General features: G+C 62.0%; 22 protein-coding genes and 1 tRNA gene. 9 read left to right on the top strand and 14 right to left on the bottom strand.

The annotated features are described in order from the left end of the window. Positions 1–44: 44 nt before the first annotated feature. The 3 genes from rpsA to aroA form a co-directional block, all read right to left on the bottom strand. Positions 45–1,841, bottom strand: coding sequence for a 30S ribosomal protein S1 (gene rpsA, locus AAC071_RS08465; RefSeq protein WP_339831648.1), 1,797 nt, complete (start codon positions 1,839–1,841; stop codon positions 45–47). A gap of 108 nt (positions 1,842–1,949) precedes the next feature. Further along, positions 1,950–2,573, bottom strand: a complete 624-nt coding sequence (cmk, locus tag AAC071_RS08460; RefSeq protein ID WP_339831646.1) for a (d)CMP kinase — start codon at positions 2,571–2,573, stop codon at positions 1,950–1,952. Beyond that, positions 2,570–3,916 carry a 3-phosphoshikimate 1-carboxyvinyltransferase gene (gene aroA / locus AAC071_RS08455; protein WP_339831643.1) on the bottom strand — a complete coding sequence of 449 codons (1,347 nt, stop codon included), beginning with the start codon at positions 3,914–3,916 and terminating at the stop codon, positions 2,570–2,572. The genes cmk and aroA overlap by 4 nt, the downstream gene beginning before the upstream one ends. Positions 3,917–4,123: 207 nt before the next feature. On the opposite strand from aroA, the gene AAC071_RS08450 reads away from it, so the two are divergent. Both AAC071_RS08450 and AAC071_RS08445 read left to right on the top strand, forming a co-directional pair. Continuing rightward, on the top strand, positions 4,124–4,504 hold the full coding sequence (locus tag AAC071_RS08450; protein WP_339831641.1) for a TIGR02300 family protein: 381 nt from the start codon (positions 4,124–4,126) through the stop codon (positions 4,502–4,504). A gap of 130 nt (positions 4,505–4,634) precedes the next feature. Then, a tRNA-Ala gene (locus AAC071_RS08445) sits at positions 4,635–4,710 on the top strand. Positions 4,711–4,766: 56 nt separating this feature from the next. On the opposite strand, the gene AAC071_RS08440 is transcribed toward AAC071_RS08445, so the two are convergent. From AAC071_RS08440 to AAC071_RS08405, 8 genes are all read right to left on the bottom strand, one after another. Next, entirely contained in the window at positions 4,767–5,582 is an 816-nt protein-coding gene (locus tag AAC071_RS08440) for a protein-glutamate O-methyltransferase (protein ID WP_339831638.1), read from the bottom strand. Then, complete coding sequence (locus AAC071_RS08435; protein ID WP_339831636.1) at positions 5,579–6,676, bottom strand: chemotaxis response regulator protein-glutamate methylesterase; 1,098 nt, start codon at positions 6,674–6,676, stop codon at positions 5,579–5,581. The genes AAC071_RS08440 and AAC071_RS08435 overlap by 4 nt, the downstream gene beginning before the upstream one ends. Positions 6,677–6,729: 53 nt before the next feature. After that, on the bottom strand, positions 6,730–7,245 hold the full coding sequence (locus AAC071_RS08430) for a protein phosphatase CheZ (protein WP_339831633.1): 516 nt from the start codon (positions 7,243–7,245) through the stop codon (positions 6,730–6,732). Continuing rightward, positions 7,245–7,631 carry a response regulator gene (locus AAC071_RS08425; RefSeq protein WP_339831630.1) on the bottom strand — a complete coding sequence of 129 codons (387 nt, stop codon included), beginning with the start codon at positions 7,629–7,631 and terminating at the stop codon, positions 7,245–7,247. The genes AAC071_RS08430 and AAC071_RS08425 overlap by 1 nt, the downstream gene beginning before the upstream one ends. 37 nt (positions 7,632–7,668) lie before the next feature. Beyond that, positions 7,669–8,163: a chemotaxis protein CheW gene (locus tag AAC071_RS08420; RefSeq protein ID WP_339831627.1), complete on the bottom strand. Its 495-nt coding sequence runs from the start codon at positions 8,161–8,163 to the stop codon at positions 7,669–7,671. Next, positions 8,160–11,096, bottom strand: coding sequence for a chemotaxis protein CheW (locus tag AAC071_RS08415; RefSeq protein WP_339831624.1), 2,937 nt, complete (start codon positions 11,094–11,096; stop codon positions 8,160–8,162). The genes AAC071_RS08420 and AAC071_RS08415 overlap by 4 nt, the downstream gene beginning before the upstream one ends. 170 nt (positions 11,097–11,266) lie before the next feature. Next, the gene (locus AAC071_RS08410; RefSeq protein ID WP_339831623.1) at positions 11,267–13,978 is read right to left on the bottom strand and encodes a PAS domain S-box protein; all 2,712 of its coding nucleotides are present in this window, start codon (positions 13,976–13,978) and stop codon (positions 11,267–11,269) included. A gap of 25 nt (positions 13,979–14,003) precedes the next feature. Further along, positions 14,004–15,350, bottom strand: a complete 1,347-nt coding sequence (locus AAC071_RS08405; RefSeq protein WP_339831622.1) for a globin-coupled sensor protein — start codon at positions 15,348–15,350, stop codon at positions 14,004–14,006. A gap of 350 nt (positions 15,351–15,700) precedes the next feature. Here AAC071_RS08405 and AAC071_RS08400 point away from each other — a divergent pair, with 350 nt between their 5' ends. The 3 genes from AAC071_RS08400 (at position 15,701) to AAC071_RS08390 (ending at position 19,817) form a co-directional block, all read left to right on the top strand. Further along, on the top strand, positions 15,701–16,453 hold the full coding sequence (locus AAC071_RS08400) for a Crp/Fnr family transcriptional regulator (RefSeq protein WP_339831620.1): 753 nt from the start codon (positions 15,701–15,703) through the stop codon (positions 16,451–16,453). Between the two features lie 70 nt (positions 16,454–16,523). After that, on the top strand, positions 16,524–18,158 hold the full coding sequence (locus AAC071_RS08395; RefSeq protein WP_339831619.1) for an NAD(P)/FAD-dependent oxidoreductase: 1,635 nt from the start codon (positions 16,524–16,526) through the stop codon (positions 18,156–18,158). A 204-nt stretch (positions 18,159–18,362) separates the two neighbouring features. Then, entirely contained in the window at positions 18,363–19,817 is a 1,455-nt protein-coding gene (locus AAC071_RS08390) for an NAD(P)/FAD-dependent oxidoreductase (protein ID WP_339831618.1), read from the top strand. Between the two features lie 4 nt (positions 19,818–19,821). Here the strand turns inward: AAC071_RS08390 and AAC071_RS08385 are convergent, their stop codons facing one another. The 3 genes from AAC071_RS08385 to AAC071_RS08375 are packed head-to-tail and all read right to left on the bottom strand — an operon-like array spanning position 19,822 to position 21,876. Continuing rightward, the gene (locus AAC071_RS08385; RefSeq protein ID WP_339831617.1) at positions 19,822–20,034 is read right to left on the bottom strand and encodes a hypothetical protein; all 213 of its coding nucleotides are present in this window, start codon (positions 20,032–20,034) and stop codon (positions 19,822–19,824) included. Between the two features lie 7 nt (positions 20,035–20,041). After that, a complete protein-coding gene (locus AAC071_RS08380) occupies positions 20,042–21,061 on the bottom strand; it encodes a nitronate monooxygenase family protein (protein WP_339831699.1) in 1,020 nt (339 codons plus the stop codon). Beyond that, positions 21,061–21,876, bottom strand: coding sequence for a crotonase/enoyl-CoA hydratase family protein (locus tag AAC071_RS08375; RefSeq protein ID WP_339831615.1), 816 nt, complete (start codon positions 21,874–21,876; stop codon positions 21,061–21,063). The genes AAC071_RS08380 and AAC071_RS08375 overlap by 1 nt, the downstream gene beginning before the upstream one ends. A 419-nt stretch (positions 21,877–22,295) precedes the next feature. On the opposite strand from AAC071_RS08375, the gene AAC071_RS08370 reads away from it, so the two are divergent. The 4 genes from AAC071_RS08370 to AAC071_RS08355 are packed head-to-tail and all read left to right on the top strand — an operon-like array spanning position 22,296 to position 26,101. Beyond that, positions 22,296–23,285, top strand: coding sequence for a branched-chain amino acid ABC transporter permease (locus tag AAC071_RS08370; protein WP_339831614.1), 990 nt, complete (start codon positions 22,296–22,298; stop codon positions 23,283–23,285). A 7-nt stretch (positions 23,286–23,292) separates the two neighbouring features. Further along, entirely contained in the window at positions 23,293–24,540 is a 1,248-nt protein-coding gene (locus AAC071_RS08365) for a branched-chain amino acid ABC transporter permease (RefSeq protein ID WP_339831613.1), read from the top strand. Then, on the top strand, positions 24,537–25,319 hold the full coding sequence (locus tag AAC071_RS08360) for an ABC transporter ATP-binding protein (RefSeq protein ID WP_339831612.1): 783 nt from the start codon (positions 24,537–24,539) through the stop codon (positions 25,317–25,319). The genes AAC071_RS08365 and AAC071_RS08360 overlap by 4 nt, the downstream gene beginning before the upstream one ends. Beyond that, on the top strand, positions 25,316–26,101 hold the full coding sequence (locus tag AAC071_RS08355) for an ABC transporter ATP-binding protein (RefSeq protein WP_339831611.1): 786 nt from the start codon (positions 25,316–25,318) through the stop codon (positions 26,099–26,101). Before AAC071_RS08360 ends, AAC071_RS08355 begins: the two co-directional genes overlap by 4 nt. Positions 26,102–26,110 lie beyond the last annotated feature (9 nt).

The following is a 26,110-nucleotide window of genomic DNA, read 5'->3' as shown; positions in this document are numbered from 1 at the left end:
GCTTAGCGCGGCGGGCGGGGCTTGTCGCCCCGCCCGTAGCAACCTTATTTCTCGTCGGTGCTGGCCTTGTTGAGCGCTGCACCCAGGATGTCGCCGAGCGACGCGCCGGAATCCGACGAGCCATACTGCGCCACCGCTTCCTTTTCTTCAGCGATTTCAAGTGCCTTGATCGAAAGCTGGATCTTGCGGGCGGCACGATCGAACTGTGTGACGCGAGCGTCGACCTTGTCGCCGACCGAGAAACGTTCCGGCCGCTGATCCGCACGATCGCGTGCAAGCTCGGCACGGCGAATGAACGCCGACATGTCGTCGTCGCCGACAGAAACCTCAAGTCCATTGTCGGTGACGCCCGTCACCGTGCAGGTCACGACCGCACCCTTGCGGATGTCACCCAGCGATTCCATCGGGTCGCCCGAGAGCTGCTTGATACCGAGCGAGATGCGCTCCTTCTCGGTGTCGACGTCGAGCACCACCGCCTTCACGACCTGGCCCTTCTGGTAGTCCTGCATGGCTTCTTCGCCCGGACGGTTCCAGTCGAGATCGGACATGTGCACCATGCCGTCGACATCGGCATCAAGGCCGATGAAAAGACCGAACTCGGTAATGTTCTTGATCTCGCCTTCGACGATCGTGCCGGCCGGATATTTCTCGGCGAAGGTCGCCCAGGGATTGTCCATGCAGTGCTTGAGGCCAAGCGAGATGCGGCGCTTTACCGGATCGACTTCGAGGACCATCACTTCCACTTCCTGCGAGGTGGAAACGATCTTGCCCGGATGCACGTTCTTCTTGGTCCAGCTCATTTCGGAGACATGGACGAGGCCTTCGACGCCGGGCTCGAGTTCCACAAACGCACCGTAGTCGGTGATGTTGGTGACGCGACCCTTGAAGCGCGCCTCAAGCGGATATTTCGCTTCGACGCCCTCCCACGGGTCGGCTTCAAGCTGCTTCATGCCGAGCGAGATGCGCTGCGTGTCGTGATTGACCTTGATGACCTGGACTTTCAGTGTCTGGCCGATCGACAGAACTTCGGTCGGATGGTTGACGCGCCGCCATGCGATATCGGTCACATGCAACAGACCGTCGACGCCGCCGAGATCGACGAAAGCACCATAGTCGGTGATGTTCTTGACGACGCCTTCGAGTACCTGGCCTTCCTTGAGATTCTCGACCAGTTCCTGGCGCTGTTCGGCGCGGGTCTCTTCGAGCACGGCGCGACGCGAGACGACGATGTTGCCGCGCCGCTTGTCCATCTTCAGGATCTGGAAAGGCTGCGGAATGTTCATCAGCGGCGTTACATCGCGCACCGGACGGATATCGACCTGACTGCCGGGCAGGAAGGCCACGGCGCCGTCGAGATCGACAGTGAAGCCACCCTTGACGCGACCGAAGATCTGACCCTCGACGCGATCCTGCTTCTCGAAGGCCACTTCGAGGCGGATCCAGCTTTCTTCGCGCTTGGCTTTTTCGCGGCTGAGCACCGCTTCGCCCATCGCGTTTTCAATGCGCTCGAGATAGACCTCGACGATGTCGCCGACATTGATGTTGGCGGGTTTGCCGGGCGTTGCGAATTCCTTGAGAGCGACGCGGCCTTCGGTCTTGAGGCCGACATCGACGATGGCGAGGTCGTTTTCGATGGCGACGACCGTCCCCTTGATGACGGAGCCTTCCTGCATGCTGCTTTCGGAAAAGGACTGCTCCAGCAGGGCGGCAAAATCTTCGCGGCTCGGGTTGAGCGCGCTTGTGGTGTTAGCCAATGTGAAAGTCTCCTGACGATGCTTTTGTTCCGGCCGGCGGTTGGGTCCGCGGGTCTTCCCCCGAAGTCTTGGAGCGCTCGGGAGCATGTGGATCTGGGCGGTGTCGGTTAGAGGTTGAAAAACACGACCCTGCCAGCGTGATCAAGCGTCAAATCAATGCGAAGAAAGGGCGCCGCGCCAGAGGCGAAAACGCGCTTAACCCATTGCTTTGTCAATGATCGCGACGGCTGCGTCGAATGTGGCCTCTATACTCAAATCGGAGGTATCGAGCAAGTGCGCGTCGGATGCCGGCCGCATCGGGCTGGCCGCCCGCTCGGCATCGCGGCGGTCTCTTTCCTTAACATCTTCAAGCACTTGTGCCTCGGAAAGGCTGACCCCCGAACTGTTGAGTTCGAGCCAGCGCCGGTGCGCCCGGATTTCGGGGCTGGCAGAGACGAAAAGCTTCACATCGGCCTGTGGACAGACGACCGTGCCGATGTCTCGGCCATCGAGCACGGCGCCCGGCTTCCGGGCTGCAAACCGCCGCTGCAGGTCGAGCATGGCAGCCCGAACCGCTGGCATGGCGGCGACCAGGGAGGCCGCGTGCCCGGCCTCGGCGGTACGGATTACCTTTTCGTCGATCCGGGTGGGATCCAGCGCCTTGGCTGCGGCCAGCGCGGCCCCCTCGTGTGTCGGATCGCCGCCGACCGCGAGCACTGCCTGACCGACTGCACGATAGAGGGAGCCGGTATCAAGATAGGCGAGGCCATAATGGCGCGCCAAGGCACGGGCCAGCGTACCTTTTCCTGACGCGGCGGGGCCGTCGACGGCGATGATCACTGGCCCTCTCCGCTGAAGGTCGCGCCGAGTCCCTGCATCAACGGCAGGAAATCGGGAAAGCTTGTTGCAATCATCGAGGCATCGTCGACGGTAACGGGCTTCTGGGCTGCGAGGCCCATAACCAGGAAAGACATGGCGATGCGGTGATCCATATGGGTCGCGACATGGCCGGCGCCAGCGACCTCGCCACTGCGGCCCTCGACAATCATTCCATCCTCGGTCTCGCGGACCTTGATGCCATTGGCGCGCAGGCCCGAGGCCGTGGCGGCAATGCGGTCGCTTTCCTTGACGCGCAGTTCCTGAATGCCGAGCATTCTTGTTTCACCATCGGCGAATGCGGCCGCAATGGCCAGCACCGGATACTCGTCGATCATCGATGCGGCCCGGTCGGGCGGCACTTCGACGCCTCGCAGGCGGCTTGATCGTACGCGGAGATCAGCGACCGGTTCGCCGCCTTGCTCGCGCTGGTTCATCACCTCGATATCTCCCCCCATTTCCATCAGGGTCGTATAGAGGCCGGACCGATGCGGATTGAGCATGATGCCCCGGACGACAATTTCCGAGCCGGGCGTCAGCAACGCCGCCACGACTGGAAATGCGGCCGATGAGGGGTCGCCGGGTACCGTGATCGGGCAGGGGCGCAGTTCGGGCTCGCCGGTCAGTCGAATGGCGAGAAGACCGCGCGGGCCGGCTTCCACCTGAATCTCGGCACCGAAGGCCCTGAGCATCCGTTCGGTGTGGTCGCGTGTCGGCGTCGCCTCGATGACGGTCGTCTGGCCGGGAGCATTGAGTCCGGCCAGCAGCACGGCGGATTTGACCTGGGCCGAGGCGACAGGCAATGGATAGGCGATGGGCATGGCGCGCCGCGCACCGATCAGCGTCAGCGGCAACCGGCCACCATCGCGCGTATGAAAGGTGGCACCCATGTCGCTCAGAGGTGCAATCACACGGCTCATCGGACGGCGCGACAATGATGCGTCACCGATGAAAGTGGCGGTGATCGGGTGCCCGGCAACCAGGCCCATGACCAGACGAGCGCCCGTACCGGAATTGCCGAAATCGAGCGGCTGATCGGGCTCATTGAGGCCCCCCACCCCGACGCCATGGACTGACCACGTTCCAACCCCGTGGCGTTCGACATCGGCCCCGAGGCGGCGCATGGCTTCGGCGGTCGCAAGAACGTCGGCGCCTTCCAGCAGCCCCGTAATGCGTGTCTCGCCCACGGCCAGGGCGCCGAAAATCAGCGCTCGATGCGAAATCGACTTGTCGCCAGGCACATCGATCGTGCCGGTAAGGCGGGCCGATGGCTCGGCTGTGAGGGGGGTGGCGAGAGAATGGGCCAAGGCGCTTCCGATACTGGTGTTGCCGGGAGGCGCCAAGGGGGGCGCCCCGGCCCGCGTCCGGCAGGGCGGTTGCGAGCGGGCACGGCGCGAATAGGTTTTGACAGGAGCAACTTAACGTGGCAATGGGAAAATCCTTCAAGGCCATATGCCGCGTGCCGCGATGACCGTGGGCGCGCAAAACGCGGATAGACGCGGGGGAGTGCGAGCTTGTCGAAACCGGAGTTGGGAACCAAACGCGAGTGCCCGAGCTGCGGCGCAAAATTCTACGACCTGAACAAGAATCCGGTCGTGTGTCCCAAGTGCAAGCACGAATATGTGCCGGACACCGGCGCCAAGGCCAAACGCGCCAAGCCGGTTGAGAAGCCGAAGGAGAAGCCGTTGAAGCGTGTCGTGGCCGAGGACGACGACACCGTCTCGCTCGATGCGATGCGCGATGATGAGCTGGCCGCAGATGACGATGATATTGACGTCGACGTCGACGTTGAGGTCGATGATGACGACGCCGACGACGCCTTCCTGCCGGACGACGAGGACGAGGATGACGACGTCAGCGGCATCGTTCGTGGCGGCAAGGGCGACGACGACTGAATTGACCGAAAGGCGGAACGAAGACGGGGTTGCACTCATTGCGCCATCAAGTTTTTCTTGATTGCGGGGAGGAGCGGCCCTAAGTTCCGCCACCGCTGGCGCGTGCACCCATACCGCGCCGGACCAGGGCGGGGCCATAGCTCAGTTGGGAGAGCGCTTGCATGGCATGCAAGAGGTCGGCGGTTCGATTCCGCCTGGCTCCACCAATCCTCCCCATACCGGTCTCAGGGCGTCGTTCGGTTATGAACGAGAACTCTTGTTTTCAGGACAGGCCGAACAAACCCCGTTCGCCCGGCAGCACACGAAATGCGTCCGAGATGCCGACAACGGTCTCAGCGCCGCCAAGACAGAGATAGCCCCATGGGCGCATCACCTTCGCGAGGTCTGAAAAGACGCGCCGGCGCGTCGCTTCGTCGAAGTAGATGAGAACATTCCGGCAAAAGATGATGTCGAATGGGCCCAGTCCGTGCGCATGTGCGTCATCTAGCAGATTGTACCGGCGGAAGCTGATCATGCTGCGAAGACGATCCTTGACCCGCCATCCGTCTTTCTCGGGCTCGAAATATTTCTGCAGCATCGGTTCCGGGAGGCCGCGCGAAACCTCGAAAACCGAATAGCGTCCGGCCTGCGCCCGCGCCAGCATCGCGTCGGAGATGTCGGTCGCGACAATCTCGATCTGCCAACCGGTGAGCGCTGGGTCCATCTCGGCCATGGTCATGGCGAGCGAATAGGGCTCCTGCCCGCTGGAGCATGCCGCACTCCAGATACGAATGCGCCGCGATGCCTTTGTCTTCTCCATGATTTCCGGCAGCAGGTTTGACCGGAAGCGCTCGAACGGCCATCCGTCCCGAAAGAACAGCGTTTCGTTGGTCGTCATTGCGTCGACGATCTGCACCAGCGTGTTCTCGTCCCGGGTGCGCCTGAGCTCCTCGATGAGTGTACCAACATTCTCGATGCCGCGCCGCCGCGCGATCGGCATGAGTCGGCTCTCGATGAGGTAGCCTTTCTCCGGCGTGACAACGAGTCCCGAGCGCTCATAGAGCATCTGTTTCAGATATTCGAACTCGGAGCTATTCATTTCCCTACTCCTCCGGCGATACGCACGATGGCAGGACCGATTTCAGTCAGCGGCAGAATTTCGCTGCAAAATCCGGCCTGCGCGACCGCGCCGGGCATTCCCCACACGACGCTGGATTCCTGATCCTGCGCCAGAACATTTCCGCCCTCACTAACCACCTCTTCGCACCCCCTGAGGCCGTCGCAACCCATTCCGGTGAGGATCACGGCAAGAAGCCGGTTCTTGTATATCCGCGCAAGGCTGCGCAGCATTGGATCGACAGCGGGCTTGCAGGAGTTCTCCGGAGGTCCGTCGTCAAGACGAATGATGGCGCCGCCTGCCGCGCGCGACTCGATCAAGAGGTGCTTTCCGCCGGGGGCGATATAGATATGGTCCGGTCTCAACACGTCGCCGTCGCATGCCTCGCTGGCGGGCCGGCCCGAGTAGCGCGACATGTGCTCTGCGAGCAGCGCCGTGAAGCTTGCCGGCATGTGCTGGGTCACAAGAATGGGCTGATGAACAGAGGGGGCAAGGTTCTTGAGAACCTCCGCAAGAGCCTGGGGACCGCCCGTCGAGGAACCGATTGCGATGATGTCCGGCCGCTCGATCTTGCGGCTTCTGCTCCCTGCCGTCCGCTGAGGGGCGATGGGCTTTGCGACCTTGGGTGACGGAAGAACTCTGGTGCCGGACCCTGCCCCTGCCGATGCACGCCGGGCGGCATGAAGTTTGACCTTTGCGACGAGCTCGCTCCTGAAGCTCTCGGCACCGCCGAGACCGGCAGTCGGCTTCTGGACAAAATCGACGGCGCCGATCGCCATGGCCTTCATGGCGATGTCGGCGTCGCGATGGCTGGCAGCCGATGCCATGATGATCTTCACGTCCGGATCGACGGCCAGAAGTTTCGGCAGCGCCGCCATGCCATCAAGCTCGGGCATTTCGATGTCGAGCACCACGACGTCGATCTCATGGTTCATCATCGCTTTCAGCGCCATCACGCCATTTGGCGCCGATGCCACGACCTTGATGCCGGACTCCTGCTCCAGCGTCCGTGTGACGATACCGCGGGCAACGGCGGAATCGTCGACAACCATTACACGGCATGGTCTGCTATCCACCGAAGCATCCGTCAAAGTATCGATGGTCATGTGCCCCCCCAGCTGATTTTTGATTATGATTTTTTTCCGGATGCGAGAAGCGCGTCCACCGAGTCCTGGCCGAGGCCGTTGCCGGGCAATGCCGGGCCGTTGAGCAGAGACGCTTCGTCCGACATTGCCACGCCGGCATCGCCTTCCGACATATGGTCGGTCGCAAGTGCATCGAGGCTCTTGTCAACGACACACAGCGTTTCGATCGTCTGGGAAAGGCGCTGCCCGGTGATATCCTGAAAACTGCAGGCCTCCATGATTTCACCGCAACAGTTCGCCATCTCTGTCGCGGCCGCGTCTGGGTCGGAAAAATCGATTGCCATCATGTTCTCGGCGGCACTCAGGATTCGATCGACCGCAGCCTCCATCTCGTTTCTGGCTGTGCGCTGCTCATCGATCGCGCGTTTCAACGCGCCTGTCCGGAATGACGAATCCAGAAGGGGTTGCAACTGCTGACTTCGACGGAAAACAGCGTTGTACAAGTTGAGACATTCTTCTGTCAGGCGCTCGACGAGACCGTGATTCTTCGCGTCCATCATCAAAAATCTCCGAGGACAGTCTTGAGTTTGGCCTTGAGGACTTCGGCGCTGAAGGGCTTGATGATGTAGTTGTTCACGCCGGCCTGACGTGCTGCAATGACGTTCTCCGCCTTCGACTCTGCGGTCACCATGACGAATGGCAATGAGGAAAGGCTTGCATCGCCACGCACCTCCTTCAGAAGTTCGTATCCGGTCATCGGCTGCATGTTCCAGTCCGAAATGACCAGCCCATAGGTCCGTTTGCGCAGTTTCTCCAGCGCTTCCTTGCCGTCGGTCGCCTCATCAATATCGGAAAACCCGATCTTGTTGAGCAGGTTGCGTACGATCCGCAACATGGTGCGATAGTCATCCACAATCAGGACCGGCATTTTCAGGTCGACCGCCATCGTGTTTCTCCCTTGAACGGATTGTATGTCTCTTCGACTATGCGTCGGCGCGAATGGAGCCCAGCACATCGGCAACGCTCAGTACGATCAGAAGGCGTTCGTCGAGACGATAGATGCCCTGTGCCACTTCACGCCATCGCGCGTCCAGCGTTGCCGGCACCGATTCGCGTCGTGACGCTGGCAGGCTCAGCACCTCGCCGACTTCATCGACAAGCAGGCTGAAGGGTTCGTCGTCGTGCTCGACCACAACAGCCATAGCGTTGGCAACGAAATCGTCGGCGGGCAGCCCGAGACGTTTTCTCATGTTGATCGCCGTTACAATTCGGCCGCGCAGATTGAGTGAACCTGCAACTTCACCCGGCGCAAGCGGCACCCGGGTGATGTTCTGCGGCCCGAGAACGTCGCGAACGCTGAGAACGGGAATGCCGAAGGCCTGCCCACCCACGCTCATGGTTACGTAGTCTTCCCTGGCACCGCCCCCGGCGGCGTCGGATGAGCTGCGGGACGTCTTGTCGTCGACCATGTTTCTCATGCTGCAATATCCTTCCCGGACTCATCGGCTGAGAGAACGCGGGAGAGCGCCCCCAGCAGCGCCTTGGGGTCGAGTTTGGTTACGTAGTCGGTGAAGCCCGCGCTCATGCCGCGCTCGATGTCTTTCGGATTGGCGTGGGATGAAAGCGCAATGATCGGCACTTGCTTCATGTGCGCGTCGTTCTTCAGCAAGCGCGCAAGATCGAAGCCCGACAGACCCGGCATTTCGATATCGGACACGATGATGTCGAAATGCGTGTTGTTCTTGCAGACCTCGAGCGCAGCCTCGCCATGTTCGGCCACTGTCACGTGATAGCCGGCCAGGGTCAGCATCGGCATCAGCAGGTTGCGGAAAAAGGCGCTGTCCTCGACAAGAAGCACATTCCGGTTTTCGTCTTCGCCGAAGGCCTTGTCGGTCTTGACATCGAACCAGTCGGCATCGCTTTGGCGAAGATAGTGAACCGTATCGATGACATCGGTCGTCACATTGGCGATGACGGCGCTGCCGAGAATACCGGCACGACTCCCACCCGTGAGCTGGAGGTCGAGAGGCGCTTCGATGATATCGATGACGCGGTCGACAACCAGGCCGAGCATCCGTGATCCATCGACAAATACCAGTATCGGATGCTTGCCCGCTCGTGCGGCGGGTTGTCCATCGAGCCCGATCAACGGCATCAGTCCGCCGCGATATTGCAATACCGTTCTCGCGCCAGCCTGTTCGGCGGCCGACAAGTCGGCCTCCTCAAGCCGAGCCACGAGCGACAATGGAACGGCCTTGGGGCCGCCGTCGTCGGCCTGGAAGACAAGCATTGAGACAAGATCGCGGCTGTGCGTGCCGTGATCGCCCGTCTTCGACTGCGTGGTTTCGACATGAGGAACGGCGGATACGGCGGAAGCAAGACCGTTCGGATCGAGAATCATGATGACTTGCCCGTCGCCCAGTATCGTGGTGCCGGAGAAGCTGGAAATATGGCGGATGGTGCGCGAGACGGGCTTGACGACGATTTCTTCGGTATCGAAGACCTTGTCCACGATGATACCGAAAACGAATGCACCTACCTGCGAAACAACGACATATGTGCTTTCCGCGGCATCGTCATCGTCTCTGGTGTCCGGCGCCGGTCGCGGCAGATCGAGAATCTCGGCCAGCGAAACGAGCGGCAGAAGCCGGTCGCGCAACCGGTAGACCGGACGACCATTGATCTGCTCGAGGCCTTTCTCCGATGTGTGACTGATGCGCACGAGCTCGACGACGCTGTTTTGCGGCATGGCAAATCGCTCGCCGGCACATTCGACGATGATTGCCGAGACGATTGCCAGCGTCAGCGGAATCTTGATGGTAAAGCGCGAACCGACGCCTTCCGTCGACTGAAACTCGATGATGCCGCCGATCTTCTCGATATTGCTCCGAACCACATCCATGCCGACGCCACGGCCTGAAACGCTGGTAACCGAAGCGGCCGTGGAGAAGCCGGGCCGGAAGATGAACTGCTGGATCTGCTGCTCGGTCATGGACTCGAGCTGCGTCTCCGTCGTCAGACCGTTCGCGATCGCCTTTTCCCGGATGCGTGCCGTCGGCAGGCCTCGTCCATTGTCCGACACCTGGACGATGATATGCCCGCCTTCGTGGCGTGCCGAGAGTTCGATTGTTCCGTGTTCCGGTTTGCCGGCTGCAAGCCGTTCGCCGACGGTTTCGATACCGTGATCGGCGGAGTTCCGGACCATATGGGTCAGCGGATCGCGAATTGATTCGAGAATCTGGCGATCAAGCTCGGTGTCGGCGCCTGTCATCACCAATTCGATCTTCTTGTCGAGCTCCTGCGTCAGATCCCGAACCAGCCGCGGAAGCTTGCCCCAGGCATTTCCGATCGGCTGCATCCGCGTCATCATGACGTTTTCCTGCAGCTCGGTCGTGATCTGGTTCAGCCTCTGCAACGGGGCACCGAAAGGGCTTTCGCTATAGCCGCGCAGAATCTGAAGAAGCTGGTTCCGCGTCAGTACCAGCTCGCTGACCATGGTCATCAGATCTTCGAGCACATTGATGTTGACGCGCAACGTTTCGGCCGGGCCGGCTGCCGCGGCATCGCGACGCTCCGTCGGAACGGGATTCGCTTCGGCCGCCCTGGGCGGATTTGGTTTTTCTGCCGCGGCTGGTTCTGTGACCGCTTGCGGCTCTTCGCGCGTCAAGTGGCGCAGCAGTGCTGCAACATCGTCGGCGTCGACATCAAGAGAAACAAATGCCTTGCCAATTTCGTTGCGCAAGGTGGCAAGATCGGTCTCTGTCCAGCCATTGTCCGCAAGACACGTCAGAACATCGACGATGTCGATTCCAGGCGTCTTCTGCAGGGCGGCCGTCAGGCCGCCTGCGAGTGCGAATTGGAGCTTCAGCATGTCGGGCTCAAGCGCCTCGCGTTCCGCGGATTGCTCGAGAAACGCCATGCAGGCCAGTTCGCAGGCAGTATCGATGCCTGAGGCGCCGCCAGCCCGATCGTAGAGCGTGCCGGGTTTGGCGGATTCAGGGGAACTGTTCGCCTTGGATGTTTCGGTCACGGCTTCGCCCGCCGCAAGCCGCCGCAGCGCGTCGGTCAGTTCATCGTCGCTGCCGGCCGGCTCGCTGCCGCTGGCGCTGAGCGCGGCCACAAGTTCCTTGATCCGGTCGAGGGCGGCGAGAACCAGGGAGACGGCCTCGGGAGACACCTGAAGACCACCGTCTCGCACGCGCCCCAGGACGTCTTCGGCGGCATGGGCAACCGTTTCGAGGCGCGACAGGCCGAGAAAGCCGCACGTCCCCTTGATGGTGTGCATGATGCGGAAAATGCTGCCGAGGAGCGCCGGATCCTCCGGCCGCTGCTCGAGTTCCACCAGTTCGCTATCCAGTATGTCGAGCGACTCGCGTGCCTCGGCGAGAAACTCTTGAAGGAGATCGTCCATGTTGGAATGCCCCGTTTCCTGTCCCATCACGGCGATGGTAAAGAAGGGCAATTAACGAGTAATAAAATCAGAAAATATTCTAATTATAATGTTATAAATAGTAATTAATAGAAACTATACAGAATAGATTGTGATGAGGCCGCAATTTGTTAGTACAATGACGGTCTGTTTTATCCGCCGTTCGCTGCGCGTTGCAGCATTGCGGAGGAACCCGCGCCCGCGCCTGTGCGTGTGGCCGGGAAGCGGATAATGACGCGCGTGCCGCGTCCGGGCTCGCTGTCGATTGCGAGTGTCGCATCGTGCAGGCGGGCAAACTGCTTGACGAGAGCAAGCCCGAGGCCCACGCCGTCGAAGCGCCGTGAAAGACTTCCTTCCACCTGCGCGAACGGCTCCATGACGCGCTCGATATCGGTGGCGGCAATGCCAATACCATTGTCCGCGACCTCCAGGATCATGCAGCCTTCGGCGTCGAGCCTGCCCACGAGCCGAACTGTACCGCCGGCCGGCGTGAACTTGATCGCATTTGACAGCAGATTGAGAAGTATCTGCTTGAGGAGGCGTTCATCGGCAAGGAGTGTCGGAAAGACGGAGGGAATATCCCGTTCGAGCGAAAGTCCCGTCTGCACGGCGCGACCGTCGACCGTACGCAGGCAGGCAGAAGCCACGCTGTCGACATCGAGTACGGATTCGTCGAGTTCAGCCGCGCCGACCTCGATTCGGCTGAGATCCAGAATATCATTGACGACGGCCAGAAGGTGATTGCCGCTGTCGTTGATGTCCTTGGCGTATGAGCGATACTGTGAAACCTTGAGCGGGCCCAGAACGTCACCTGCCATCAGTTCGGAAAAGCCGATGATGGCATTGAGCGGCGTTCGGAGTTCGTGGCTCATATTGGCAAGGAACTGCGACTTTGCCTGATTGGCAAGCTCGGCCCGGTTGAGGGCGTCACGCAGGTTTTCGGTCACGCGGTTGATGATTGTCGTGTCGAGAACGGTTCCACGCATGCGCGCCGGTGTGCCAGCGGCATCGCGCTCGATTTCGGCCTGCTCGCGAACGACTCTGATCGAACCGTCCGGCATGACAATGCGATGCTCGATTCGGTAAGGCTCGCCGCTCTCGAGCGCCTGCGAAACCGCTTGCTCGACGAACGCGCGGTCCTCCGGATGAACGGCGTTGAGGAAGACGGGATAGGTCATTTCAAGCGATTGCGGTTCAAGCCCGAATATCCGATACGCTTCGTCTGACCAGTGAAGTGTGTTGGTCGCGATGTTCCAGATCCAGTTTCCCAGATGAGCAATTCGCTCGGCCTCGGCAAGATTGTAGGCGCTTTCGCGCAGGGCGCTGACGGCACGATGCCGATCTGTTACATCGTAACAGCCGACAAGTGTGACGTCTTCGCCGGCCATGCTCATTGCGACGGCCGACAACATGCACCAGACGGTATCGCCCGAATCGGTTTTGATCCGGGCTTCGATTCCGGTGACCTTGCCGTCGGCGCTTGAACCGCCCGACAGTGCCGCGACCATCTCGTCGTCAAGGAATTCGACAATGTTTCGCCCCGTCATACCCGTCATCGTGGCATCGACAAGTGCCGACAAGGCGCCGTTGGAGAAAAGGATCTCGCCGTCGCTCCGACGTATGATCGCAAGCCCGAATGGCATGGCCTCGACAATCATGCGCAGCTGCATTTCGCGTGCCTGCAATGCCTCCTCGGCCTTCCGCAAAGTGGTCAGATCGCGCACGACGGCAGTGTAGGTCACTTCATTGTCGATCATCATGCGCGAGACGGATGCTTCCGCGGGGAACTCGAAGCCGTCCTTACGGCGTCCGCGCACTTCCGGGCGCGCCGCCATATGCTTCGTCGACTCGCTGCTCTTCCCGAAGCGGGCCATCTGCGCCTTGTGGCGCGTTCGCGCTTCGGGCGGCAGCAGAAGGTCGAGCGACTGACCGATGATCTCGTCGGCCGCGTAGCCAAAGATACGCTCGGCTTGCCGGTTGAAGATTGTGATCCTGTAGGCGCTGTCGGTTGCCACAATGGCGTCGCCGGCCGTCGAAAGAAGTTCATCGAGTTGTCGGCGGGCGCCCTTCGCCTCTTCGCCACTGACGCGGCACTTCAGCGCCATACCGAGGCGCTCGGAGACGCCGTCCAGGACTTCAAGTGTCAGTTGGTCACGGGGATGCGATCTTTCGAAACCGAACACCAGAACGGCGATGGTCTCGTCATTGGCTTTCAGCGGGATGGCAACATGTCCATGGGTTCCTCCCGGACTGTCGCTCTTTGTGCGGTAGATGATTTGCCCCGATCGCCATGCCTCGGCGGCAGTTCCGCTGGTGCCTGATTCGGCGTTGTCTTCTTGTGTACCGGGCCATACCCGCGCGGCCTTGCGTGTCAGGCGTCCGCTCCGCGGCAGCCATGCCTCCGCATAGGGCCAGCCGGAATAGAGAGAAACGATGTGCAGCAGAACATCGAGTGCGCCGCCGAGCGTGGTCGACTTCATCAGGCGGTCGATGATCGCCTGCGCGAACCGGAGCTGCCGATCCTCGCGAACGGACTCGGTGATGTCCGCAGCGATCAGAATCGTGTTCGACCCAGGTCCCCATACACGCGTCAGCGCCAACTCGGTGCCGTCCGGACGGCGGCAGCGCCGGCGAAGCTCGTGGTTGTCGTCGCCGGATTCGGACGCACTAGGCAAGGTTACGGCCTTGCCGCCGGCGATGAGTAACCGCTCCACCATGGAGAGGGTCATGCGCTCGCTCGAGCTGTCGCCGGCATTCGCCAGCCACGCAACAGCGGTGGCATTGCGCGACACCAGTTGCCCCGTATCCGGATCGAAGACGAAGACGGCGGGCAAGTGCGTCTGAACGAGCGCACGATCTATCATACGCAGACCCTCGCTTGGTGGCCCGTCAGGCCGCCCGTGCGCGGGTAAGGAACTTGTCGACCTGCTCGCGGAGCGTCTCCGCCTGGCGGGCGAGGATGTCGGACGATCCGGATATCTGGGCGGCGGCGGATCCGGTTTCCGCTGCGGCTTCGGCGACGGCGACAATGTTCGACGAGACATCCTGGGTGCCGCGTGCGGCTTCCTGGACGTTGCGCGCGATTTCGTTTGTCGCCGCATCCTGCTCATCGACTGCAGCAGCGATGGAGGTTGCGATCTGGTTCATCTCGGTAATCGTCTTCTCGATCGACTTGATCGCTTCGACAGATTCCACTGTTGCGCCCTGCATCGCCTTGATCTGCTCGGCGATCTCTTCCGTTGCCTTCGCCGTCTGATTGGCGAGACTTTTGACTTCGGACGCAACCACCGCAAAGCCCTTGCCGGCTTCGCCGGCGCGCGCGGCCTCGATCGTGGCATTCAGGGCCAGAAGATTGGTCTGGGCGGCGATGTCGTTGATGAGGGTGACCACGTCGCCGATCTTCTGCGCAGCGTCGGCGAGACCCTGCACCTTGCCGTCCGTTCGATGGGCTTCCTGAACGGCCTGCCCCGCGATCTTGGTGGACATCGATGCCTGACGGCCGATTTCGGCGATCGAACTGGAGAGCTGCTCGCTGGCCGAGGCGACGGTCTGAACGTTTGTCGACGCCTCTTCTGAAGCCGCTGCAACTGTTGTGGTCTTGGAACTTGTCTGTTCGGCGGTCACGCTCATGGCCTGGGCGGACGCCTGCAGTTCGGTGGAGGCCGATGCGACGGACTTGATGATTTCGTTGACCGCCACGTCAAAATCGGCGATGGCCGTTTCAAGCGTCCGCTGGCGGCCGGCGCGTTCTTCCACCATGGCGTCCTGATAGGCCGAGATGGCCAGATCCATGTCGAGCAGAACGGCGGTGTTCAGTGCGCCGAGGACTTCGGCAAGACGCTTGGGTGTCCAGCGATATTTCTGCACCGCGACATCGACCAGACGGTTCATCACGAACTTGTATCCGCCGATATACCAGCGCGGCTCAAGACCGATGCGATTGTGGGTCAGGCCGATCGTGTGGACACTCTTCATGTATTCATCGTCGAACTTGCCGGTGAAGAGGCGGCCCCAATGCGTCCCCTGAGCCTGCTTGAGACGCGGCGTCTGCGTGCCGACAAGCTTGGCGAGGTCGGGCACGGCGCCGAGATGAGCATAGAATCCATCAAGTATTTCCGGCAGATGCGGCTCGATAACCTTCCAGAAATCACGCAATGCTTCGCCGGTGACCTCCGATACTTCCATGAAACGCATGCGGCCTTCGCGGTCGACCGTCGACACCTGGTCTTTCGTCATGATTTCCCCCAGCGGAAACGGACCGGCGGCGCCGGTCATCAATCCAGTTGAGCGCCGGCCCGGGACCCTTGAGTCGCAGAAAGTGCGACTATTTGTCCGTCGAATCGGAGCGATTAATGTTGATTCTAGAATTCGACTCAAAATAAATGGTTAACAGTAAAGTATTGGACATCTTATTTATTATAACAATACAGTATATACGTGATTTATATACTATGTTGAAAAATATATATTTTAGTTTGAGGGCTGGAAAAAGTAGTTCGGGCACGATAACTATTTTGCCGGGGTGGAAGTAATCCGGTCGAAATGGCCCGCGTACGGGGGCGCCGCCGGGCGGAAAGTTTTTGTCAGTGAACAACGAGAAAACCATCGGCAAGCGTTCGCCCTCAGCCACGATCGGTATCCGGACGCATGGCGGTATGTCTGGCGATTGTGACGATTGTCCTCTCCGGGACGCCGAATTCTGCGGCGCGGTTCTGCGCAGCAATCCGGACATCGGGGATCGCAAGATCAACGGTACGGTGCGTCCGCGCCAGCATCTCTACAAGCAGGGCGAACCGCGCGGCAGGCTGATGGACCTGAGGGATGGCTGGGCCGTCAGGTTCGCGCTCACGCCCGACGGACGGCGGCAGGTGCTGTCGATCGCCGTACCGGGCGATATTGTCGGCGGCGAGTTCCTGATGCGCGATCAGGCGAGCGTATCGGCCCAGACGGTCACAGCGGTCGACTACTGCGCTTTCGGGCCTGACGATCTGAGGGAGATCGCAGGGAAGGATCCGGATCTGGTCTGGGCCTTTGTCGGCATCTGCTTCTCCGGCCGCGAGGCCAGCGAGGCGCGGCTGGTCGATCTGGGCCGGCGCAACGCCGAGCAGCGCATTGCTCGCCTTGTTCTCGACATTTATGAGCGGCTTGCAAGGCGGGGCCTTGCCGAGGCGAACACCATGCCCTTTCCGCTGCGTCAGCAGATCATCGCAGATGCGCTCGGACTGACCCAGGTCCATGTCAGTCGCGTGATGACAGCCATGCGCGAACACGGGATTATCGAACTGTCCGGGGGACGTCTCACCATCCACGACATGCAGGCCCTACGCGACATCGCCTAACCCGTACACCTCTCTTGTGCCCACCCCGCCGGGGGCTACAATCGGGCAACAACAAAATCGGGAGGTTCTCGTGGCTCAGGATACAAAAGCGGCGTCGACGCCGCCGGACGCGACCGAGTTCGATGCCGTCATTGTCGGCGCGGGCTTTGCCGGCATGTACATGTTGCATCGGTTGCGTGGTCTCGGACTGACGGCGCGCGTCTACGAGGCCGGCGACGGCGTCGGCGGCACCTGGTACTGGAACCGCTATCCGGGCGCCCGTTGCGATGTCGAGAGCCTCGAATATCAATATGGTTTTTCCGACGAGATTCAGCGCGGCTGGACCTGGACCGAACGCTATGCGGCGCAGCCCGAAATCCTGCGCTATCAGAACTATGTTGCCGACAAGCTCGACCTGCGCCGCGACATGCGGTTCTCGACGCGCGTGACATCGACCGCCTATGACGAACGCGCGGGGCTCTGGACGGTCGAAACCGATCGCGGCGATCGCGTGCAGGCCAGATTCTGCATCATGGCGACGGGTTGCCTGTCGGCCGCGCGCGTTCCCGACTTCGAAGGTCTCAACGACTTCGAGGGCGATTGGTACCACACCGGCGACTGGCCGAAAGAAGGTGTCGACTTCACCGGCAAGCGCGTCATCGTCATCGGTACCGGATCATCCGGCGTGCAGAGCATCCCGCTGATCGCCGAGCAGGCGTCGCATGTGACCGTCTTTCAGCGCACGGCGAACTTCACGTTGCCGGCCGGCAACCGGCCGCTGCCAAAGGAAGAAATCGAAAAGTCGAAAAGGACTCTGCTGCAGGATCGCCAGCATGCGCGCACCACGGCAGGCGGCATCATCTGTTTCGAATACAATGAAACCCCGGCCGCCGAGATGACGCCGGAGGAACGCCGGCGCGAACTCGAAAGCCGCTGGAACATGGGCGGTTTCGCCTTTCTCGGGGCCTTCGGCGATCTGATGGCGACCCAGGAGGCCAATGACTACGCGGCCGAATTCGCCCGCGCCCGGATGCGCGAGGTGATCACCAATCCCGACGTCGTCGACCTTCTGCTGCCCAACGATCACCCGGTCGGCGTCAAGCGACTTTGTCTCGATACGCATTATCTCGAGACATTCAACCTGCCGCATGTCGAACTGATCGATGTCCGCAAGGCGCCGATCGAGAGGATCACGAAAAAGGGCGTCGTCAGCGGCGGCAAGGAATACGAAGCCGACGGCATCGTTTTCGCGACGGGCTTCGACGCGATGACGGGCGCGCTGACCAGCATCGACATCGTCGGACGCAAGGGCACGAAGCTCAGCGACAAATGGGCAGCCGGCCCGCGCACCTATCTGGGGCTCGGTTCGGCCGGCTTTCCCAATCTGTTTTTCATCACCGGTCCCGGCAGTCCGTCGGTGCTCTCGAACATGATCGTTTCGATCGAACAGCATGTCGACTGGATCGCGGAATGCATCGGACGTTTGACGGAAGGCAATATTCGTTCGATCGAACCGACGAAGGATGCCGAGGATACATGGGTCGATCACGTCAACGAGGTCGCGGCGACGACGCTCTACCCGCAGGCGAACTCCTGGTACATGGGTGCGAATATCCCCGGAAAGCCGCGGATCTTCATGCCTTATGCGGGCGGTGTCGGCGTCTATGGCGAGAAGCTGGCCGAGGTCGCGGCGAAGGATTACGAGGGCTTCGCGCTGGGTGCGTGACAGCGAAAAACCGCAGCGGACCCCCCCCTCTGTCACGCAACTGTCACAAAACTGTCACAAACGCTGCCGACCGGGTCTGGGGAAAGAACTTATCCCCGCTTTCGAGCAGGCCGGACGCGGGGACAAGAAAATTTGTCCCCGGGGGTGGGGACCCCCGAAGCCGAATCGCGCGGGCGCCGCGAACCGAAGGGAAGGACGGATGGCATGACCAGGGAACGAAATCTCCGCATCGCGATCATCGGCGCCGGCGCCTCCGGCCTGATGGCGCTGATCAGATTGCGCGAGGCCGGCATCGAGGATGTGACGATCTACGAGAAGGCCGACGCGCTGGGCGGCACCTGGCGCGACAACCGCTATCCGGGCGTCACCTGCGACGTGCCGTCCCATGGCTATCGCTATTCCTTCGAACCCAATCCCGAATGGAGCCGCGTCTGCGCGCCGGGCGCGGAAATTCTCGACTATCTGAAAAAGGTCGCACGCAAGCACGATGCCGAGGCCTTCATCCGCTACGGCGAGGAGGTCACGCGCGCCGACTGGCGCGACGGCCACTGGCATCTCGAGACATCGAAGGGCGGTCGGGACGCCTTCGACGCGGTGATCACGGCGACCGGCATCCTGCATCACCCGGTCATGCCCGATATTCCGGGTCTGGACGATTTCGCCGGCGAAGCCTTTCATACCGCGCGCTGGAAGGACGAGGTCTCGCTCAAGGGCAAGCGCGTCGGCGTCGTCGGCACCGGCTCGACCGCGACGCAGATCGTCGGCGCGGTGGTCGACGAGGTCGCAAAGCTCAGCCTCTTCCAGCGCACGGCGCAATGGATCCTGCCGCTGCCGCAGGCGCCGATCCCGGAGGAACAGAAGGCGCTCTACCGCGCCGACCCGGCGCTGCTCGAACGGGAATATCAGCGCATCTCCTTCGAGAACAATTCGAAATTCGCCGCCGCGATCGTCGGCGCCAACCCCCATGCCTACAAGGCGATGGTGACGGCGTGTGAGGAAAACCTCGCCCGCGTCGCCGACCCGGAGCTGCGCGCGAAGCTGACGCCGAACTACGCGGTCGGCTGCAAGCGGATGATCCTGTCGGACAATTTCTACGAGGCGATCCAGAAGCCCAATGCCGAACTGGTGACGGACGGCATCGAACGCTTCGAGCGCGACGGCATCCGCACGAAGGACGGGCGGCTTCACCCGCTCGACGTGATCGTGCTGGCGACCGGTTTCGACACGCACCGGCTGTTCCGGCCGATGCAGGTGACCGGCCGGGCGGGCAGGACGCTGGACGAGGCCTGGGCGCAGGGAAACGAAGGTTACAAGGCCGTCACCGTGCCGGATTTTCCCAACTGGTTCATGATCGGCGGACCGAACAGCCCGATCGGAAACTTCTCCTGGCTGCTGACGGCGGAGAACCAGTTCAACTTCGCGCTGCAGCTGATCCTGAAGCTCAGGGACGGCAATCTGTCGGAGATCGCGCCGAAACGCGAAGCCGCACAGGCCTTCAACGAAGCGGTGCGGGCAAAGCTGCCGGACACGATCTGGGCGAGCGGCTGCCAGAGCTGGTACATCGACCCCTTCGGCAACATCGCTTCATGGCCCTGGACCTATGAGAAGTTCGAGGCCGATATGCGCGCGCCTGTCTGGGAGGATTTCGAGGTCGCCTGACGGCTTATTCCTCGATGTCCTTGTAGAAGAAGGACGCGGTCACCACGCCGATGACCAGCGCGATGCCGAGAAAGTCGATCCAGGCCCATTCGGGATCGAAGGGCAGCGGCAATCCGGCAAGCCTGAGCAGCGCCTCGATGCCGACGACAACGCCGGCGCCCGCCGCGCATGAAACGACATGCGCGGCGATGCGGCCATGGGTGACGCGCCAGGCCATGACGCGGTCAGGCGACCAGCTTGTCGAGCCGCTGGCGGATGATCTGCTCGGCTTCCGACATGATGCGGTCGATCAGCTCCTTGCAGGTCGGAATGTCGTGGATCAGACCGGCCACCATGCCGCAGCTCCAGGCGCCCGCATCCATCTCGCCGCCCTGCATGACGCGCGGATAGACGCCGCCGACCAGTTCGCGAATGTCCTCGATGCCGAGGCTGGCGCCCTTTTCGCGCTCGATCTCGACGATCTTGTCGACCGCGGCATTGGCCAGCACGCGCTCGGTATTGCGCAAGGGGCGCATGATCAGGCGGGTGTCGAGTTCGCTGGCCGCAATCAGGGCCTGTTTGACGTTCTCATGCACCGGCGCCTCCTTTGTCGCGATGAAGCGCGTGCCCATGTTGATGCCGTCGGCACCGAGGGCCAGCGCAGCGACGAGCTGCGAGGCGGTACCCATGCCGCCCGAGGCGACGAAGGGGATCTTCAGTTCCTCGGCCGCGCGCGGCAGCAGGATCATGTTGGGAATATCGTCCTCGCCCGGATGACCGCCGCATTCGAACCCGTCGACGCTGACCGCGTCGCAGCCGATGCGCTCGGCCTTCAGCGAATGGCGCACCGAGGTGCATTTGTGGATCACCTTGATGCCCGCGTCCTTCATGGCCGGCATATAGGCTTCGGGGCTGCGGCCGGCCGTCTCGACGATGCGGACGCCGCCATCGATGATCGCCTGGATATATTCAGGGTAAGGAGGATTGGCGAAGCCCGGCAGGAAGGTCAGGTTCACGCCGATCGGCTTGTCGGTCATCTTCTTGCACTTCGCGATCTCGTTGGCGAGATCCTTCGGCGTCGGCTGGGTCAGTGCGGTGATGATGCCGAGGCCGCCGGCATTGGAAACGGCGGCCGCCATTTCGGCGAGGCCGACGAAATGCATGCCGCCCTGGACGATCGGATGCTGGATGCCGAAAAGTTCGGTGATGCGCGTCTTCATGTTTCTGCCTTCGGTTTCGATTGAATGGAATGCGGGGCGCCGGATCAGCCGGCGAAATTGGGGCGGCGCTTTTCGAGATTGGCCATGATGGCCTCCTTCTGGTGCGCCCCGCCGATCAGCTTGTCCTGCTCGACGGATTCGGCGAGCAGGATTGCGGCGGCGTCATTGTCCGGTGCGTCGTTGAGGATGCGCTTGGCGGCGCGGATCGCCGACGGGCTCTTGTCGGCGATCTCGCGCGCTACCGTCAGCGCCTCGGCGTAAGGATCGTTGCAGATGCGGGTGGCAAAGCCGTAGGCGAGCGCCTCCTCGGTCTCGAAGATGCGGCCGGTATAGGTGAGGTCGCGGATGACGTCCTCGCGGGCGAGCCCGCGCATCAGATACATGCCGGCCATGTCGGGCACGAGGCCCCATTTGATTTCCATCACCGAGAATCGGGTGCCGGACGCCACGAAGCGCATATCGGCGCCGAGCGCCACCTGGAAGCCGCCGCCAAAGGCGACGCCGTGAACCGCCGCGATGACCGGCACCGGAATGTCGCGCCAGACAAGCGCGGCATACTGGGCCCGGTTGGCGATGCCATGCGTGCGCTGTTCGAGCCGGCCGGTGATCTCCGACTTGTTGTCGGCCTTGCGCTCGCCGCTGGCCATGCGGCCGAAATTGCTCATGTCGAGTCCGGCGCAGAAGGCGCGGCCCTCGCCGGAGACGACGACGGCGCGGACCGACTTGTCGGATTTGAGCTTCTCGCCGGTTTCGAGCAGCGCCGCGAACATCGCGTCGTCGAGTGCGTTCATCTTGTCGCTGCGCACGAGGCGCACATCGGCGACCCCTTCGGTGATTGTCGTCCTGACGCGCTCTTCCATGAGCCGGGCCTCCCCTTTTTCTGCCGATACCGGTTGCATGAGTCATAGCGGGCCGGCGGGCGAATACAAGGCCGGGTGCGGTCGGCCGGGTCTGCAGAAATGAACCGCTGCCCGCTGCCGCAGCGTTCCGCGTCGCTCCGGCGCGTCGCGACGGCGCCGGCGCCCGGACATCCTGCGCCGATGAAATCGTCATTCCCGGCCGGCGGGCACTCAAATGGGTTTTGGGCGGCACTCGAACGGGTTCTTGCCGCTGCGCAAAGCCTGCCGCATGAAACCGGCGATGACAAGGAATGGCGCCGATCATGCCGGTTCCGATTGCGACATTGTGAGTCCTCTGTAGACTGTGCGGCTGGATTTCATATCCACCGGGACGGGAGACCCGGCGCAGAGGGACAGGGAACGGGGAGACGAGCGGGGGGATGGACAGGATTCTCGGGCGGATATGGTGGCTGCTTGCGGCAAGCGCCGTCATTGCATTCCTGTCGCCGCCTTTTCTCTGGCTGTTCGGCTTCATGGACGGGCCGCAACTGACGCTCTATCTGCAGCAGGTTGTCAGCGGCACGGCCAATGGCTGCGTCTATGCGCTGGTCGCGCTCGGCATCGTGCTGATCTACAAGGCCACTGAAACCATCAATTTCGCGCAAGGCGAGCTGATGATGGTCGGCGCCTTTCTGGCCTTCACCTTCATCACCATGTACGGCCTCAATTTCTGGCTCGGCGCGGCGCTGGCGGTGGCCGGCGGCGTGCTGTTCGGCATGGCGACCGACCGCGCCATCATCCGCCCCGTGGTCGGTCAGCCGGTCTTCGCCATCGTGATGGTGACGCTGGGTTTCGGCTTCGTGGTGCGCGCCGTCGTCGGCATGGTGCCCGGCTGGGGCACCGATACCTATGCGCTGGCAACGCCCTTTTCGGGCGCCGATCTGCGCCTCGGGGCGCTGGTGGTCAGCCAGGATTATGCGGCGATCATCGTCAGCACGCTGGTGCTGGTCGCCTTCCTCTTCGTCTTCTTCCGCTACACGCGGCTCGGCGTCGCGATGGAAGCCTCGTCGGAAAACCAGCTGGCGGCCTATTACATGGGCATCCCCGTCAAGCGCGTCTACACGCTGATCTGGGGCCTTTCGGCTGGCGTCGCGGCGTTCGCGGGCCTGTTGCTGGCGCCGATCACCTTCATCCATACCCAGATGGGCTTCGGCGTCATCTTCAAGGCCTTTCCGGCCGCGATCCTGGGCGGCTTCGGCTCGATCCCCGGCGCGATCGTCGGCGGGCTGATCATCGGCATCGTCGAGGCGCTGGCCGGTTTCTATCTGCCGGAAGGTTTCAAGGATGTGGCGCCTTATGTGGTGCTGCTGATCGTCCTGCTGCTGAAGCCCGAGGGCATTTTCGGCCGCGTCGTCGTCAAGAAGGTGTGAGAGCGACATGCGCTTCCTGTTCAAGACCGATTATGCCCAGGACACCCGCCTCTTTCCCTTCGGCGGGACGAAACGTTTCTGGACCGGACTGGCACTTTACGCGGCGATCCTGGTTGCGCTGGCGCATTACGCGCCGCTGGCCCTGACCTCGACGCACTGGCTCGGCGTTGCCGTCGCCTATGCCATCGTTTTCGGCGCCGTGCTGCTGCGCCAGAACGCCGATGGCGAGGGCGGACACGCGGCCTTCTGGTACGGGTTGCTGGGCGTGGCGGCGCTGTCGGCGCCTTTCGTGCTCGATCTCTATTTCCTGAGCCAGGTGACCTTCGTCTATGTCTATGCGATTGCCGGCGTCGGTCTGATTCTGCTGCTCGGCATGTGTGGCCAGATTTCGCTCGGTCATGCGGCCTTCATGGCCTGCGGCGCCTATACGGCCGGCATCCTGCAGGCGCAGGGCTTCGACCTGCTGGTGACGCTGCCGGCCGCAATCCTGCTGTCGGCCGCGCTCGGCGTCGTGATCGGTCTGCCGGCGCTCCGCATGACCGGCATCTATCTCGCCTTTGCCACCTATGCCTTCGCCTTCATCGTCGAGGAAGTGCTGGCGCGCTGGGACGGGCTGACCGGCGGCAATATGGGCTTCGTGCTCTCCGATCCCTCGATCCTCGGTTACAGCTTCGACAGCGAACAGAAGATGTATTACCTGGCGCTGGCGCTGTTCGCGCTGACCCTGCTGGCGGGGCTCAATATCCGCCGCTCCTCCACGGGCCGTGCCTTCATGGCGATCCGCGATTCCGAAACGGCGGCCGAAGCCATGGGCGTCAATCTCGCCGTCTACAAGACGACCGCCTTTGCCATTTCGGCCGGCATGGCGGGACTGGCCGGCGCCGTCTATGCGCATCTCCTCTTCTTCATCAGCCCCGAGGGCTTCACCATCCTGCTCTCGATCAACCTGCTGGTGATGGCGGTGATCGGCGGATTGGCCTCGATGCATGGCGCGATCTTCGGCGCCGCCTTCATCGTCGTGCTGCCGCAGCTGATCTCGCTGACCAAGGACAGCCTGCCGCAGGCGGTCGGCCAGTTGCCCGGTCTCGAATCCGGGATTTTCGGTCTCGTCATCATCCTCTTCGTGATCCTGGAGCCGATGGGCCTTCATGGCCGCTGGATGAAGATCAAGACCTATTTCCAGCTTTTCCCGCTCTACAAGAAAGGCACCTTCCGGCGCCAGAAGAGCTACATGGTCAGCGAGAAGAACCGATGACATTGCTCGAGGTCGAAAATCTGGCCGTGCATTTCGGCGGCATCAAGGCGGTCGACGGCGTCAGCTTCGGCGTCGACAAGGGCGAGATCTTCACGATCATCGGTCCGAACGGCGCCGGCAAGTCGACGATCTTCAATCTCGTCAGCCGCATCTACCAGCCGACATCCGGCCGCATCCGCTTCGAGGGGCACGACATCACGGCGCTGCCGGCGCATCGCATCGCCGGTCTCGGCATCGCGCGCACCTTCCAGAACATCGAACTCTTCGATATGGCGACCGTGCTCGACAACATGATGCTGGGCCGCCATGCGCATCGCCGCACCGGGCCGCTCGCGCATCTCTTCTTCGGGCCTGCCACGCGGGCCGAGGAACTGGCGCATCGGCGCAAGATCGAGGAAGTGATCGATTTTCTCGACCTGCAGCACTACCGCGACCAGATGATCGCCAATCTGCCCTATGGCGTGCGCAAGGTCGTCGAACTCGGCCGTGCGCTCTGCACCGAGCCGAAAATCCTGCTGCTCGACGAACCGTCCTCCGGCCTCAATGTCGAGGAGACCGAGGACATGTCGTTCTGGATTTCGGACATCAAGAACATTCTCGGCATCACCGTGATCATGGTCGAGCACGACATGAATCTCGTCAACGATGTCTCGGACCGCGTGCTGGCGCTCAATTACGGCCGCGTCATCGCGACCGGCACGCCGGCCGAAGTGCAGGCGCATCCCGAAGTCATCCGCGCCTATCTCGGCGGCGACGACAACGAGACGGAGGCCGCATGAACAGGCCCGACGCACCCGTCATTCTCTCGCTGCGCAATGTCGAGACCTTCTACGGCCCGATCATGGCGATCCGCGGCGTCTCGCTCGATGTGCGCGAAGGCCAGATCGTGACCGTGCTGGGCGCCAACGGCGCCGGCAAGACGACGATCCTGAAAACCGTGTCGGGCATCATGGACCCGCAAAAGGGTACCATCGCCTATCGCGACAAGCGCATCGACGGGTTCGACCCGGCGCGCATTGTCGGGCTTGGTATCAGCCATGTGCCGGAAGGCCGCGAAGTCTTCCCGACGCTGTCGGTCGCCGACAATCTGCGCATGGGCGCCTATCTGAGGAACGACCGCAAGGGCGTCGCCGAGGATCTCGACGTGGTCTATGGCTATTTCCCGGTGCTGAAGACGCGCATGCATCAGCAGGCCGGCCAGCTGTCGGGCGGCGAGCAGCAGATGCTGGCGATCTCGCGCGCGCTGATGGCGCGCCCGCGCGTGCTGCTGCTCGACGAACCCTCGCTCGGCCTGTCGCCGCGCCTGGTCAAGGAAATCTTCGCCATCATCCGCCGCATCAATGCCGAACGCGGCGTGACGATATTGCTGGTCGAGCAGAACGCCAACATGGCGCTGCAGCTTTCCGACTACGGCTATGTGCTCGAAGTCGGCCGCATCGTGATGGAAGGCGACAGCGCCCGGCTCCTCGAAAACGAGGACATCAAGGAGTTCTATCTGGGCCAGAAGGAAGAAGGCGCGCGCGGCAAGCGGCGCTGGAAGAAACGAAAAGTATGGCGATAGGGAAGAGAC

Source organism: uncultured Parvibaculum sp. (assembly GCF_963975745.1).
Taxonomy (GTDB): domain Bacteria; phylum Pseudomonadota; class Alphaproteobacteria; order Parvibaculales; family Parvibaculaceae; genus Parvibaculum.
This window is presented reverse-complemented; position numbering and strand designations above follow the sequence as displayed.